A 12829-nucleotide genomic window follows, 5' to 3' on the forward strand; every position below is an offset into this window, starting at 1 on the left:
GGGGCGTGCCGAGAGGCAGCGCCCCTTTTTTTTACGCGTGGCCCCTTTAACCTGAGGTTATACCCCGCGCGCAAATCGCAATTGAGTTCCGTAGGGTTCCGGGCGAGACTGGTGGCGTGGGCCGCGAGGGTTCGGCCGCATGCGAAAGAGAAGAACGGACTATGCGAGTTTGCGTGTTGGGCGGTGGGGTGATCGGCGTGAGCACGGCGTACGCGCTCGCCCGTGATGGGCATGAGGTGACGCTCGTGGAGCGCCATGCGGACGTGGCGCGCGAAACGAGTCACGCCAACGGCGGCCAGCTCAGCTATAGCTATGTCGCGCCGCTGGCCGACCCGTCCGTGCTGCCGAAGCTGCCGCAATGGCTGCTCTCGCGCGACGCCGCGTTGCGCTTCGTGCCGCGGTTCGATCCGCACCAATGGCGCTGGTGCGCCGCCTTCCTGCGCGCCTGCACGCGTGCGCGCAGCCAGGCGACCACGGCGGAATTGCTCGGCCTTGGCTTTCTGAGCCAGCGCCTCATGCATGAGGTGGTCGAGCGCGAATCGCTGGCGTTCGACTATGTGCGCAACGGCAAGCTCGTGGTGTATCGCGACCGGGAAGGATTCGAGGGCGCGCGCCGCCAGGCCGGGTATCAGGCGCAACTGGGCTGCGTGCAGCATGCGCTCGACGGCGCGGCGTGCGTCGCGCTCGAACCTGCGCTCGCGCATATCGGCGGCGAGATTGCGGGCGGCATTCACACGCCGGGCGAAGAGGCCGCCGATTGCGACCGGTTCACGCGCGGCCTCGCGCACGCGGCGCAGCGCGACGGCGTGGCCCTGCAACTCGCCACGGAGTTCTCAGGACTGCGTACGAAGGGCTTGCGCGTGCTGGCCGCGCAAACCTCGCAGGGCGACATCGAGGCCGACGCGTTCGTCGTGTGCCTCGGCTTCCAGAGTCAGCCGATGCTCGCCTCGCTCGGCGTGAGCGTGCCCGTGTATCCGCTCAAGGGCTACAGCCTCACGCTGCCCCAGGCAAACGCGCAGGGTGCGCCGCGTGTTTCCGTGACGGACGCGCATCACAAGGTCGTCTATGCGCCGCTCGGCGAGCGCCTGCGCATTGCGGGCATGGTCGATCTCACGGGTATGAACCCAGGCGCCGACACCGCGCGCATCGCGCTGCTCACGCGCCAGGCGCGCGAAACGTTTCCCGCCGCGGGTGACTACGACGCCATCCAGACGTGGACCGGCATGCGGCCCGCCACGCCGGACAGCAAGCCGCTGATCGGTGCGACGCACTTTCACAACCTGTGGCTCAACACGGGTCACGGCGCGCTGGGCTTCACGCTCGCGCTCGGCAGTGCGCAACTGCTGGCCGATCTGCTGGCGCAGCGCGAACTGCCGATCGACGGCGACGCATTCGCGCCGGGCCGCTGACGCGCTTTCCCTTATTGCAGGGTCCCGCCTTCTTCGCGCACGACCACGCTTTCACGGCCGTCGATGCTCACCGGCACTTCGCCGCGCACGGTCGCGCGCCGCACGATACGGCGCGCGTCGCCGTAATCGTTGATCGCATAGTGCTGGGTGGCGCGGTTGTCCCAGATCGCCACGTCGCCCTCCTGCCAGTTCCAGCGCACCGTGTGTTCGAGCCGCGTCACGTACTCGTGGAAGACCTGTAGCAGGTGTGCCGAGTCGGTCACGGAAAGCCCTTTGATACGCTGAACGAAGTGGCCGAGCACGAGCGTGCGCTCCCCCGTTTCCGGATGCACGCGCACCACGGGATGCTCGGTCTCGTAGACCTTCGACGTGAAGACTTCGCGATAGCGCTTGAGTTGCGCGCTGTCGGCGTTTGCGTGCCTGGCGGCGTAGTCGTAGGCGTTGGTGTGCAACGCCCAGAGCGTGTCGGCCAGCGCGCGCAGCGGTTCGGGCAATTGCGCGTAGGCTGCGGCCGTGTTCGCCCATACCGTATCGCCGCCGAATGGCGGAATCACCACGGCGCGCAGGATCGAAACTTTCGGGTAGGCGTCGACGAAGGTGACGTCGGTGTGCCACGAATTGGCGCGTGCGCCATGCAGCGAATCGAGTTCGAGCAGACTGCCGCCTTCCACCGAGGGCACCGTGGGATGCGCGACCGTCACGCCAAAGCGGCGCGCGAAGGCTTCCTGCGCGGCGTCGTCGAGGTGCTGCTGGCCGCGGAAAAAGAGCACTTTGTGGCGCAGCAAGGAGGCATTGATGGCGTCGAATGTTGCCGGATCGAGATCGGCGTGAAGGCGCACGCCGTCGATGCGCGCGCCAATGTGGCCCGCGACGCGATGAAGGTCGAGCGTGGTTTCGGTGTGTGGCGCGGACGGAACGGAAACGGCGGGGCGCGGCGTTTGAACGTCGGACATCGAAAGTCTCCTCGGCTGGACGTGGAGTGTCCATTCAAGCAGGCTTGCCGCGTGAGAAGAACCGACGATTTCTGCGAAGCTATGCGCGTGGTTGCGCGCTATGGATAGTAGTGCGTGTCATTAGCGCGCACCAAAACAAAATGACGCAGACCCGCGAGGGAATGCGTCATTCACAAGATGCTGCAAGGTACAGCTTTTTTACTGCATGTTCGTTGGTAGGCTCGATTGGATTCGAACCAACGACCCCCACCATGTCAAGGTGGTGCTCTAACCAACTGAGCTACGAGCCTGTTGAGCGGCGAATTATAGAGACACCCGAGCGCGCTTGCAAGTGCTTTTCTCAAATTGGATGAAGCGCCGTGTTTTCGGGGGCACGGGTCCTCAAACGCTAGGCAAATTCGCGCGCCAGATTGCGCAGGTTCTGCGCGGGATCGGCGAGCGTTTCGCGGGCAATGCGCGCGCGTTTGTCGATCAACGCCCTGGCGCTGCGCATGTCGCGGCCCTGGTTCACGGTGATCGCGCCAACCAGCGTGCCTTCGCCGTCGAGGCCGAACAGCACGCAAGGCGGTGCCTCCAGCGAGCCGCGAGCGAGCCACTCCGGCGCGGCCATATTGCCCGCGAACTGGATGTTGAGGCCGCATTGATCGGTCCAGAACCAGTCGGCTTCGCGCGCGTCCTCTGCTTCGGGGGCGAGGCCCAGCATCGCGCGCGCGGCGGTTTGCGCCTGGCGGTTCGCGTTCTCCCACGTTTCGCGGCGCTGGTGGCGGCCGCTCGCTTCGTCCCACTGGCTGGCGGCGTCGCCGGCGGCGTAGATGTGCGCGCACGAGGTGCGGCACTGCGCGTCGATCACGATGCCGTTGTCCACGCGCAGGCCCGCCGCCTGGGCGAGCGCGGTCTCCGGGACGACGCCTATGCCGTAGATCACCGCATCGCCCGCAACGCGCGTGCCGTCTTCGAGCGTCAGCACGATCTCGCCGTTCTCACGCGCCGCCGCCGCGAGCGGCGAGCCCAGATGCAGCGCCACGCCGCGCGCACGGTGCAGGTCGCACAGCGCTTCGGTCAGCACGGGCGGCGCGCAGCGCGCCATCGCGCGTGGTGCTTGCTCGATCACCGCGACCTGCGCGCCGAGTTCGACCGCGCTCGAGGCGAGTTCGAGGCCGATCACGCCCGCGCCCACCAGCAGCACACGCTTGCCCGCTTGCAGCACGGGCACGAGGCGTTGAGCGTCGTCGAGCGTGCGCAGCGTGTGCACGCTTTCTCCGGGGCCGCCGAGCGTGTCGAGCGCATCGAGCACCGGCAGGCGGCGCACACGCGCGCCCGTGGCGAGCAGCAAGCTGTCGAAGGCGATCGCTTCGCCGCTATCGAGCGTGACGGTGCGCGCCTGCGCGTCGAGCGCGGTCACGGCCGCGCCGAGCCTCAGCTCGATGTTCCGCTCGGTGTAGAAGGTCTCGCCGTGAATGGCACAGCGCGCCGTTTGTGGCTGAAGCAGCACGTCTTTCGAGAGCGGCGGCCGCTCGTAAGGCGCATGCCTTTCCTCGCCGATCAATACGACGCGGCCGGCGTAGCCTTGCTGGCGCAGTTCGGCGGCGGCGAGCGCGCCCGCCTGGCCGGCACCGACGATGACGATGGTCGAGGCGTTCATGTTGTGTTTCCTGTTACAGATGCAGTCCGCCCGCCGCGTGACGAATGCCGCGAATGCCCAGGCCCGCGTCCGCGTTGATCATCACGCCGCTCAGCACGCGATTGTTGGCACGCGAGGCGAGCATGACATAAGGGCCCGTGAAGTCGGCGGCTTGCGGGAAGAATTGCAGCGGCAGGATGCTCGCGATCGCTTCGGGCGAACGCGAGTCCATGATGCGCAGGTCCTGCTGGCCGAGCGAAACGGGGCCGCGCAAATCGCTCGCCATGCCGCACGGCCCAACGCCGTTCACGCGCACCTTGGGCGCAAGCTCATAGGCAAGCTGGCGGATGATGCCCACGGCCGCATGCTTGCTCGCGGTGTACAAGGGCCCGCCGCCGCCGGGGTAGAACGACGAGTTCGAGAGCGTGAAGATCATGCTGCCTTCGCTCGCGATGAGTGCGCGCGCCGCGGCTTTCGCGCCGAACAGATAGCCTTTCACGTTGATCGAGAAAAGCTCCTCGTAACCGCTGTCGAGTTGCTCGGGCGAGAGATCGACGAGGCCCGACGCGTGATCCCAGATCGCCGCGTTGCCGACGAAGGTGTCGAGCTTGCCGAAGGTTTCGACGGCGGCGCTCACGGCGCGCTCGTTGTCGGCGTACGAGGTGACGTCGCCCTGCACGGCAATCACGCGTTGTGAGTCGAAGCGCTCGCGCAAAGCCGCGACCTTTTCCGCCGAGCGTTCGAGCACGGCCACGCGCGCGCCTTCTTCCAGAAAGCGTTCGACGAGTGCGAGTCCGAGCCCCGATCCGCCGCCCGTGATCAACGCCACTTCATGATCCAGCCAGCCCATTACGCAGCCTCCGGCACGTCGACATACACTGCGCCGTCAACGAGCGCAACGGGGAACGTCTTGAGCGGTTCCGTTGCGGGCTGACAAAGCGCCGTGCCTGTTTTCAGGCAAAAGCGCGCGGCATGCAGCGGGCACTCGACGGTGCCATCGTCTTCGATATACCCTTCGGACATCGAAGCATTGCCATGCGAACAGCGGTCGTTGAGCGCGAAAAGCTCGCCATTCACCTTGAATACGGCGATCGCGGCGGACGGGCCGTCCACCTTGATCGCTTCGCCATCGGACAATGCGTCGTCCTGGCAGACAAAAATACGGGCCATGATCAGAAAAGCACACTCAGGTTATGGGAAGTGAGCACCGCCTGGTCGAGCGTGATCTCGCGGCAGCACACCTGCCAGCCTTGCGCGCCTTCCACGCGGCGCACACGGTCGATGCGGCGGCCCGCGTAGATCGTCTCGTCGCGCTCCTTTTGCGAGCGGTAGAGCAGGTAGTTCACGCGCGCTTCGTATTCACCGGGCGTTTCGGTGGTGAACACGCGCAGGTTCGTCACGAGATGGCGCGTGCGCGAGGGCGGCTCCTCCGCCCAGGCCATGCCGGTTTCGAGGCGCGCCACGCGGCGTTCGAGCTGGAAATGCGTGTCGTTGAAGATCCACGTGGTGGGCGGCTGCACGCCGCGCCGCCGGTCGCGCGTTTGCGCGTTGACCGTCGTGCGCATGGTGTAGCGAATGTCTTTCGCCATCACGTCGAGCCACGTGCGAAAGCGCCATTCGTCGAGCAGCGCCGCTTCGTCGAAGAGGAATTGCTCAATCTCGTGATGCAGTTGGAAATCCACGCGAGCGGGCGCGAAATCCAGTTCAGCGACTTCGCTCATTTCAGCACCTCGGCTTCGTAGCGCACGGTACGCTCGTTCACTTCGTTCCAAGTTTCCGAACTCAGCAGATCGGCCCAGCGGCGGTACATGCCGCGCGCCGCCGTCTCCGAGAAAATATAGTTCGTCATGCCAGGAATGCCGTCATTGCGCACGCGCTCGTTGCCAAGGCCCATTTCGAGGCACAGCTTCGTCTTGCGCGCGCGGCTGCCGCGCAGCACCTTCTGCACTTCGGCCCAGTTTTCCGAGTCGTCCTGTTCGAGGAAGCCTGCCGGGCCGAACGCGCGCGTCGCGCTGCGCTCGAAGGCGGCTTTCACTTCGTCGGAGGCGGCCTTGTCGGCAATGCAGAACGCCCACACTTCCACCTGGTTCGGGCCGCGCGGGTGCCACACGCGCAGCGTGGCCGTGCCGTTGAGCCAGGAAAGCGTGGGGAACATGTTGTTGTGGCCCGCAAGACGCAGCGCGCGCACCTTGCCCAGGCGCGCTTCGGCTTCGGCGTAGGTGTCGCGGAAATACTGCGAGACTTCGCCGTCCACCCATACGTTCGCGTCGGGCTGCTCGGTGAAGAAGAAGCCGCTGCCGTGGCCCGCCTGGCCATATTGGAGCGCGTCTTTCGCGGTCTCCCACACGGGGCGCGCCGTCTGGCCCGCGCCCAGCGCCTTGTCGGCAGCGCCTTCCTTCGCGCCCAGCACTTCGATTGCGGAAGCGTGCGTGAAAAGCGCGTGATACTGGTCGCTCGCGAACTGCTCGGCGGGGAATTTCCAGTTGCAGTCGATCACCCACTTGTGCACGCCGCCCACGATCTCGGTGCCGCCTTCGCGGCGGTCGAGCACGCCGTCCAGATACCAGGCGATGTCACCCATATAGGTTTCGAGGTCGGGCGCGTCGGCGTCCCAGTTGCCGAACACGAGGCCTTTGTACACCGCCACGCGCGTGACTTCCTGCAAGCCCCATTTCTCCTTGCACAGGCCCTGCGGATAGGCGCGCGACTCGAGCGGCACATCGATGAGCGCGCCGTCCACGCCATACGACCAGCCGTGGTACGGGCAGGTGAAGGCGCGCGTGTTGCCGCAGTCGGCGTGGCTCACGCGCATCGAGCGGTGGCGGCACTGATTGAGGAAGGCCTTGATCGAGCCGTCCTTCTGGCGCACCACGACGATGGGGTCTTCGCCCATGTAGGTATTGAAAAAGTCGCCGACTTTCGGTATTTGACTGACGTGGGCGAGAAAAAGCCAGCAGCGGCCGAAAATGCGCTCGAGTTCGAGCGCGTAAATGTCGGGATCGGTGTATATCGACGACGTGACGCGGCCGTTTTGCGCGTCGACGAGTGCATCGATGTCGATGGTTGCGGACATACGAGTCTCCTCCGTGGCAGCATTGCTTTTTTGGCGGGAATGCAGACGGATGATCGGCGCTCGCCAAACCGTTGTGAAATATTTTGTTTGTAGCCAGTAAGACTTTCGAACGATAACTCCGAGCATGGAACTGAGACACCTGCGCTATTTCATCGCCGTCGCCGACGAACTGAGCTTCACGCGCGCGGCGCAACGTCTGCATACGGCGCAGCCTTCGCTTAGCCAGCAGATCCGCAATCTGGAAGACGAAGTCGGCACGCCGCTTTTCGAGCGCACGCGCCGCAAGGTGGAGCTGACCGAGGCCGGCAAGGTGTTTCTCGCCGAGGCGCGCCTCGTGGTGGCGCAGGCGGATCGCGCGGTGGCGCGTGCGCGCCAGGTGGGGCAGGGACGCGCGACGGTCACGATCGGCTTCGTGCCCGCCGCGGAGATCCGGGTTTTCCCGGTGATTCTGCCGCGCTTGCGCTTGCGCTATCCCGACGTGAACGTGGAGTTGCGCAGCCTGCCCACGGCGGAACAGGAAGAGGCGCTGCTGCGCGGCGATATCGACGTGGCGTTCATGCGGCGACCTGTTGTGTCGCCGGCGTTGCGCAGCGAGGTCGTGCTGACCGAACCGCTCGTGGTGGTGCTGCCGAGCGGCCATCCGCTCGCCAGGCAACAGCGCATCGCACCGGCGCAGTTGAGCGGCGAGCCTTTCATCAGCACGCATCCGCAATTCTCGGGGCAGGTGCACAGCGTAGTGGAGGCGTACTGCGAGGCGCACGGCATCGAGCGCAAGGTGGCGCAGGTCGCGACCAATATTCTGCTCAATCTGAATCTGGTGGGCATGGGGCTGGGCTATGCGCTGCTGCCCGCGTATGTCTCATCGCTCACGAGCAGTGCGATCTGCACGCGGCCGCTCGAAGGCGAGCCGCCCACCATCGACCTGCTGATGGTGGCGCGCAACGAGCCGCATACCGCGGAGCTTGAAGCGTTGTTCGAACTCGTGCGCGAGAACGAGGCTTAACGCTTCGTGTTTTCCTCCTGCGCTTCGAGCGCCGCGACCATCTCCTGCGCGGCGCGCTGCAACTCGGGCACGAAGCGCCGCACGGCCTCCGCCGGATTGATGGCCTGCTCCAGATAGATCACGTTGAGGCTCGCGAGCACGCGCCCGTGCGCTTCGATAGCCGTTGCGAGCGCACCGATCTTGCGTTGATCGGACCAGTCGCCGTGGTTCGAGCCGAAGCCGTCCGCGCGCGTTTGGCGCACGAGATTGCGGATAAAGGCCTTGTCCGCCGCGAGCTTTTGCTGCTGCTCGCCGCCAGTGCCCGCGCGCAATAGCTCCAGGATGTCCTCGCGTTCCGCCTCCGGGCACATCGCGAAGTACACGCGGCCCGCCGAGGTGAGCAGCATCGGCAGGCGGCGCCCCACCATCGCGCGGTGAAACGACAGCGGGCTGAAGCGGTGCGTGGTCTCGCGAATCACCATGGCGTCGCCGTCCGGCGTCGTGAGGTCCGAAGGCCACACGGTGCGCTGGAGCATTTGCGCCATGATCGGCGGCGCGATGGTGGCGATCAGCTCGTCGTCGGTGAAACCTTCGCTCAGGCCGCGCACATTCATCGTCAGACGAAAGCTGTCGTCCGACGCGCTGCGGCGCACGAACCTTTCCTCCACCAGGGTTTCCAGCAGGCGTCGCACCGTCGTGCGGTGCAGGCCCGTCGCCTCGCTCAGTTGCTGGCTCGTCGCGCGCCCGTTCTCCATAGCGTTGAGCGCCTGGAGCACCTGGAGACCGCGCGCCAACCCCCGCACGTTTGCATACTTCGTCATCGGAAATGCCTTAAAAATCAACTGTGTGCATTCTATGCACATTTCTCTAAAAATGTTGAGCGCGTATCGGGCGGAACCTAGACTCGCTTCCATTCACCGGACTGTGACAAAACGTCCAACCGGATGATCCGTTTTCAGGCACCACCTGTCAGCATCCGCAGCGACCGCATAAGTCGCGCGAGAAGGAGACACATGAACACCCCCCTCGCCCACAAGGCGGATTCCGTCCGCCCCCGCCACATCGCCACCGACATCGCCATCATCGGCGCGGGTCCGGTCGGCCTCATGATCGCCAATATTCTCGGCCTGCAAGGCGTGCGTGTCACGCTCGTCGAAAAGCTCGATCAGATCATCGACTACCCGCGCGCCATTGGTCTGGATGACGAAGCATTGCGCGTGTTCCAGTCGATCGGCCTGGCCGATGTGCTGGTGCCGCACACCACGCCCGACCACTGGATGCGCTTCGTCACGAAGGACGGTCACTGCTTCGCCTCGATCGAGCCGCGTACCGACGAATTCGGCTGGCCGCGCCGCAACGCCTTCCTCCAGCCGCTGGCCGACCGTGTGCTGTACCAAGGCCTTGATCGCTTCGAGCACGTGGACGTGCTGCTCGGCCACAGCGTCAATGCGTTCGAGCAGGACGCGCAGGGCGTGACGATCGACGTGAGCGACGCGAACGGCGAGCGCCGCACGATTCGCGCAGCTTATATGGTCGGCGCGGACGGCGGCAACAGCTTTGTGCGCCGCGCGCTGAACGTGCCCTTCGAAGGCCGCACGAAGCCGAATCAATGGATCGTGGTGGACGTGCGCAACGACCCGATCGGCTCGCCGCATATCTATATGCATTGCGACCACGAGCGTCCTTATGTTTCGGCTGCGCTGCCGCACGGCATTCGCCGTTTCGAATTCATGGTGATGCCGGGCGAGACCGAGGAAGAACTCTCGAAGCCCGAGAACATGGCCGCGCTGATCCGCAAGGTGGTGGCCGATCCGGACAAGGTCGACTACATCCGCAAGCGCGTGTACACGCACAACGCGCGACTCGCCGAAACGTTCCGCGTGGACCGCGTGCTGCTGGCGGGCGACGCCGCGCACATCATGCCCGTGTGGCAAGGCCAGGGCTACAACAGCGGCATTCGCGACGCGAACAATCTGGGCTGGAAGCTCGCGATGGTCGCGAAGGGCCACGCCGATGGCCGCCTGCTCGACACCTATACGGTGGAGCGCCGCGCGCACGCGCGCTCGATGATTCACCTCTCGGAAGTGGCCGGCGACATTTTCGCGCCCACCACGCGATTCGGCGCGCGTTTCCGCGACACGTTCGTGCGCTGGATGAATGTGTTCCCTTCGGTCAAGCGTTACTTCGTGGAGATGCGCTTCAAGCCGATGCCGCGTTACGAAGCGGGCGTCGTGCTGCTGCCGCCGCCGCAAAAAACGGGCGGCTGGTTTGCGCGCCTGCTGGAGCGCTCGGGCAACTCCGCGCCGGGCCGCCTGCTTGGCCTGATGAGCCAGAAGCGCGATTCGCTGATCGGCCGCCTCGCGTATGGCCGCGATCCGCTCGCCGCCTCGCCCGTGGGCCGCATGTTCATTCAGCCGCGCGTGCGTCTTGCCGATGGCCGTGTGGTGCGCCTCGACGATGCGATCGGCAATGGCTTCGCGGTGCTCGCCTGGGGTGCCGACCCGACCTTCGGCCTCACGCCGCAGGCGCGCGCGCTGTGGGAGCGCCTGGGTGCGCGCTTTGTCTTCGTGAAGCCCGACGTGCAGCTCGAATATGCCGACGACGTGCCCGAGGGCGTGCTCGCGCTCGGCGACGTGCAGGGCCGCCTGAAAGAGTGGTTCAGCCGCCTGCCCGAGTCCGTCGTGCTGCTGCGTCCGGACCGCTTCGTTGCGGGCGTGTGCACGCCGCAGCAGGTATCGGAGTCGATTGTCGAACTCGCGGGCAAGCTGGGTGTGACCGACGCCACCGAGCTTGCGCTGCGCGAAGCGAATGCGGCCGCACCGCAAAACCGTCCCGTGCGCGGCGTGGCTGTCGCGCGCGCAGCAGGAGCATGAGCATGCCGATTCACCTCGAATGTCTGTCGCACACGCCGTTGCATGGCTATTTCGATCCGCTGCCCGATGTGGTGGCGGAAGTCGAGCGCGTGGGCCGCACCGCGCGCGAGCGCGTGGAAGCCTTCAACCCCGACGTGATCGTTGCGTTCGCACCCGATCACTACAACGGCTTCTTCTACGACATGATGCCGCCGTTCTGCATCGGCGCGCGCGCGGAGGCGATCGGCGACTTCAAGAGCATGGCGGGCACGCTGCCAGTGCCCGAGGAACTCGCGCATACGCTCGCTGAAAATGTGATGGACGCCGATATCGACGTGGCGCTCTCGTACCGTATGCAGGTCGATCACGGCTGCGCGCAGGCGCTGGAAGTGCTCACGGGCGGCCTTGACCGCTACCCGGTGATTCCAGTGTTCATCAATTCGGTGGCGCCGCCCATGGCGACGCTGCGTCGCGCGCGCCTGCTCGGCGACGCGATTGGCCGATTCTTTTCACGCAGCGACACGCGCGTGCTCGTGGTGGGTTCGGGCGGCATTTCGCACGAACCGCCGGTGCCGGAACTGCTCGGCGCGACGCCCGAAGTGGCCGAGCGCCTGATCGCGGGCCGCAATCCCACGCCCGACTCGCGCGCCGCGCGCCAGGCGCGCACCGTGGCCGCCGCGAAGTCGTTCACGGCAGGCGACAGCCACCTGCATGCGCTCAACCCCGAATGGGACCGCGCGTTCCTCGCGCGCCTCGAATCGGGTGAGCTGACCTCGGTGGACGGCATGACCAATGCCGCGATTACGCGCGACGGCGGTAAGTCGGCGCACGAGATCCGCACGTGGGTGGCGGCGTTCGGTGTGCTGGCCGCCTATGGCCCGTATCGCGCAACGCTCGACTACTACCGCGAAATTCCCGAGTGGATCGCGGGTTTCGCCACCATGCACGCTACGCCCGCCGCGGCTTGATCGAACAATACGGACTCCGGAGAATCAACATGTCAGATTCGAAACTCGTCGCGGCGCTGGCCGCCCGCCTGCGCGAAGCCGAAGCGTCGCGCAACGTGATCGAGCCCGTGCGCGGCGAGATCGCCTTGGACGATATCGCCACGGCATACGCCGTGCAACAGGCCAACGTCGATCTGCGCGTGGCGAATGGCGAGCGCATCGTGGGCCGCAAGATCGGCCTCACGTCGCTCGCGGTGCAAAAGCAACTGGGCGTCGATCAGCCCGACTTCGGCGCGCTGTTCGCTTCGATGGCCTATGGCGACGCCGAAGCGATCCCGCTCTCGCAACTGATCCAGCCGAAGGTGGAAGCCGAAATCGCGCTGGTGCTGGAGCGCGACCTCACGCACGAGAAGCACACCTTCGTGGATATCCTGCGCGCCAGCGCCTATGCGCTCGCGGCCATCGAAGTGGTGGACAGCCGCATCCAGAACTGGGACATCCGTTTTGTCGATACGGTGGCCGACAACGCGTCGAGCGCGCGCTTCGTGGTGGGCAGCCGCCCCGTGCCGCTTTCGCAAGTGGACCTCACGGCATGCGCGATGGAACTCTCGCGTGACGGGGAAGTGCTCTCGCGCGGCAACGGCGCGGCGTGCCTCGGCAATCCGCTCAACGCCGCCGTGTGGCTCGCGGACCGCATGGTCCGGCTCGGCACGCCGCTGCGTGCGGGCGACGTGGTCCTCACGGGCGCGCTCGGCCCGATGGTCGCGGTGAAGGACCCCGGCACCTACACCGCGCAGATCGAAGGCCTTGGCAGCGTTCGCGCGACTTTCTCCGCCTGACACAGGAATTCATATGGCTTCCGAAAAACTCAAGGCCGCGATCATCGGCTCCGGCAATATCGGCACGGACCTGATGATCAAGATCATGCGCAACAGCCAGCATCTGGAGATGGCGGCGATGGTCGGCATCGACCCGAACTCCGATGGCCTGGC

12 protein-coding genes, 1 tRNA gene and 1 pseudogene are annotated in these 12829 nt (G+C 65.8%); 6 read left to right on the forward strand and 8 right to left on the reverse strand.

Features of this window, described 5'->3' with window-relative positions:
• Nucleotides 1-116: 116 nt before the first annotated feature.
• Nucleotides 117-1409 carry a D-amino acid dehydrogenase gene (locus tag C7402_RS40155; RefSeq protein WP_341869279.1) on the forward strand — a complete coding sequence of 431 codons (1293 nt, stop codon included), beginning with the start codon at nucleotides 117-119 and terminating at the stop codon, nucleotides 1407-1409.
• Between the two features lie 11 nt (nucleotides 1410-1420).
• On the opposite strand, the gene C7402_RS40160 is transcribed toward C7402_RS40155, so the two are convergent.
• The 7 genes from C7402_RS40160 to hcaE all read right to left on the reverse strand — a co-directional run bounded on the left by C7402_RS40160 (nucleotide 1421) and on the right by hcaE (nucleotide 7056).
• Nucleotides 1421-2362: a TauD/TfdA dioxygenase family protein gene (locus C7402_RS40160; protein ID WP_116614493.1), complete on the reverse strand. Its 942-nt coding sequence runs from the start codon at nucleotides 2360-2362 to the stop codon at nucleotides 1421-1423.
• 213 nt (nucleotides 2363-2575) lie between these two features.
• Nucleotides 2576-2652: transfer RNA gene (locus C7402_RS40165), tRNA-Val, on the reverse strand.
• Nucleotides 2653-2750: 98 nt separating this feature from the next.
• Nucleotides 2751-4004: a 3-phenylpropionate/cinnamic acid dioxygenase ferredoxin--NAD(+) reductase subunit gene (hcaD, locus tag C7402_RS40170; protein WP_116614494.1), complete on the reverse strand. Its 1254-nt coding sequence runs from the start codon at nucleotides 4002-4004 to the stop codon at nucleotides 2751-2753.
• A 13-nt stretch (nucleotides 4005-4017) separates the two neighbouring features.
• Nucleotides 4018-4833, reverse strand: a complete 816-nt coding sequence (gene hcaB / locus C7402_RS40175; RefSeq protein WP_116614495.1) for a 3-phenylpropionate-dihydrodiol/cinnamic acid-dihydrodiol dehydrogenase — start codon at nucleotides 4831-4833, stop codon at nucleotides 4018-4020.
• Complete coding sequence (hcaC, locus tag C7402_RS40180; RefSeq protein ID WP_112177966.1) at nucleotides 4833-5153, reverse strand: 3-phenylpropionate/cinnamic acid dioxygenase ferredoxin subunit; 321 nt, start codon at nucleotides 5151-5153, stop codon at nucleotides 4833-4835. Before hcaC ends, hcaB begins: the two co-directional genes overlap by 1 nt.
• A gap of 2 nt (nucleotides 5154-5155) precedes the next feature.
• Complete coding sequence (gene hcaF, locus C7402_RS40185; protein ID WP_116614496.1) at nucleotides 5156-5704, reverse strand: 3-phenylpropionate/cinnamic acid dioxygenase subunit beta; 549 nt, start codon at nucleotides 5702-5704, stop codon at nucleotides 5156-5158.
• Nucleotides 5701-7056: a 3-phenylpropionate/cinnamic acid dioxygenase subunit alpha gene (hcaE, locus tag C7402_RS40190; protein WP_116614497.1), complete on the reverse strand. Its 1356-nt coding sequence runs from the start codon at nucleotides 7054-7056 to the stop codon at nucleotides 5701-5703. Before hcaE ends, hcaF begins: the two co-directional genes overlap by 4 nt.
• Nucleotides 7057-7180: 124 nt before the next feature.
• Here hcaE and hcaR point away from each other — a divergent pair, with 124 nt between their 5' ends.
• The gene (gene hcaR, locus C7402_RS40195; protein WP_116614498.1) at nucleotides 7181-8059 is read left to right on the forward strand and encodes a DNA-binding transcriptional regulator HcaR; all 879 of its coding nucleotides are present in this window, start codon (nucleotides 7181-7183) and stop codon (nucleotides 8057-8059) included.
• Here the strand turns inward: hcaR and C7402_RS40200 are convergent.
• Nucleotides 8056-8859: a DNA-binding transcriptional regulator gene (locus tag C7402_RS40200; protein WP_112177962.1), complete on the reverse strand. Its 804-nt coding sequence runs from the start codon at nucleotides 8857-8859 to the stop codon at nucleotides 8056-8058. The genes hcaR and C7402_RS40200 overlap by 4 nt on opposite strands.
• A gap of 192 nt (nucleotides 8860-9051) precedes the next feature.
• Between C7402_RS40200 and C7402_RS40205 the strand changes: the two genes are divergently transcribed.
• From C7402_RS40205 to C7402_RS40220, 4 genes and pseudogenes are all read left to right on the forward strand, one after another.
• On the forward strand, nucleotides 9052-10911 hold the full coding sequence (locus tag C7402_RS40205) for a bifunctional 3-(3-hydroxy-phenyl)propionate/3-hydroxycinnamic acid hydroxylase (protein WP_116614499.1): 1860 nt from the start codon (nucleotides 9052-9054) through the stop codon (nucleotides 10909-10911).
• A gap of 2 nt (nucleotides 10912-10913) precedes the next feature.
• Nucleotides 10914-11858 carry a 3-carboxyethylcatechol 2,3-dioxygenase gene (locus C7402_RS40210; protein ID WP_116614500.1) on the forward strand — a complete coding sequence of 315 codons (945 nt, stop codon included), beginning with the start codon at nucleotides 10914-10916 and terminating at the stop codon, nucleotides 11856-11858.
• Nucleotides 11859-11887: 29 nt separating this feature from the next.
• Nucleotides 11888-12676 carry a 2-keto-4-pentenoate hydratase gene (gene mhpD, locus C7402_RS40215; protein ID WP_116614501.1) on the forward strand — a complete coding sequence of 263 codons (789 nt, stop codon included), beginning with the start codon at nucleotides 11888-11890 and terminating at the stop codon, nucleotides 12674-12676.
• Nucleotides 12677-12689: 13 nt separating this feature from the next.
• Nucleotides 12690-12829, forward strand: a pseudogene (locus C7402_RS40220) (acetaldehyde dehydrogenase); the annotation flags it as partial.

The organism is Paraburkholderia unamae (assembly GCF_003096875.1).
In the GTDB taxonomy this organism is placed as follows: Bacteria; Pseudomonadota; Gammaproteobacteria; order Burkholderiales; family Burkholderiaceae; genus Paraburkholderia; species Paraburkholderia unamae.

What these genes read in the sequence shown, in the direction of transcription:
- C7402_RS40210 (WP_116614500.1), top strand. Translation starts at nt 10,914, where the DNA reads ATGCCGATTCACCTCGAATGTCTGTCGCACACGCCGTTGCATGGCTAT.
- hcaR (WP_116614498.1), top strand. Translation starts at nt 7,181, where the DNA reads ATGGAACTGAGACACCTGCGCTATTTCATCGCCGTCGCCGACGAACTG.
- hcaB (WP_116614495.1), bottom strand. Translation starts at nt 4,833, where the DNA reads ATGGGCTGGCTGGATCATGAAGTGGCGTTGATCACGGGCGGCGGATCG.
- C7402_RS40200 (WP_112177962.1), bottom strand. Translation starts at nt 8,859, where the DNA reads ATGACGAAGTATGCAAACGTGCGGGGGTTGGCGCGCGGTCTCCAGGTG.
- hcaD (WP_116614494.1), bottom strand. Translation starts at nt 4,004, where the DNA reads ATGAACGCCTCGACCATCGTCATCGTCGGTGCCGGCCAGGCGGGCGCG.
- hcaF (WP_116614496.1), bottom strand. Translation starts at nt 5,704, where the DNA reads ATGAGCGAAGTCGCTGAACTGGATTTCGCGCCCGCTCGCGTGGATTTC.
- hcaC (WP_112177966.1), bottom strand. Translation starts at nt 5,153, where the DNA reads ATGGCCCGTATTTTTGTCTGCCAGGACGACGCATTGTCCGATGGCGAA.
- C7402_RS40160 (WP_116614493.1), bottom strand. Translation starts at nt 2,362, where the DNA reads ATGTCCGACGTTCAAACGCCGCGCCCCGCCGTTTCCGTTCCGTCCGCG.
- mhpD (WP_116614501.1), top strand. Translation starts at nt 11,888, where the DNA reads ATGTCAGATTCGAAACTCGTCGCGGCGCTGGCCGCCCGCCTGCGCGAA.
- C7402_RS40205 (WP_116614499.1), top strand. Translation starts at nt 9,052, where the DNA reads ATGAACACCCCCCTCGCCCACAAGGCGGATTCCGTCCGCCCCCGCCAC.
- hcaE (WP_116614497.1), bottom strand. Translation starts at nt 7,056, where the DNA reads ATGTCCGCAACCATCGACATCGATGCACTCGTCGACGCGCAAAACGGC.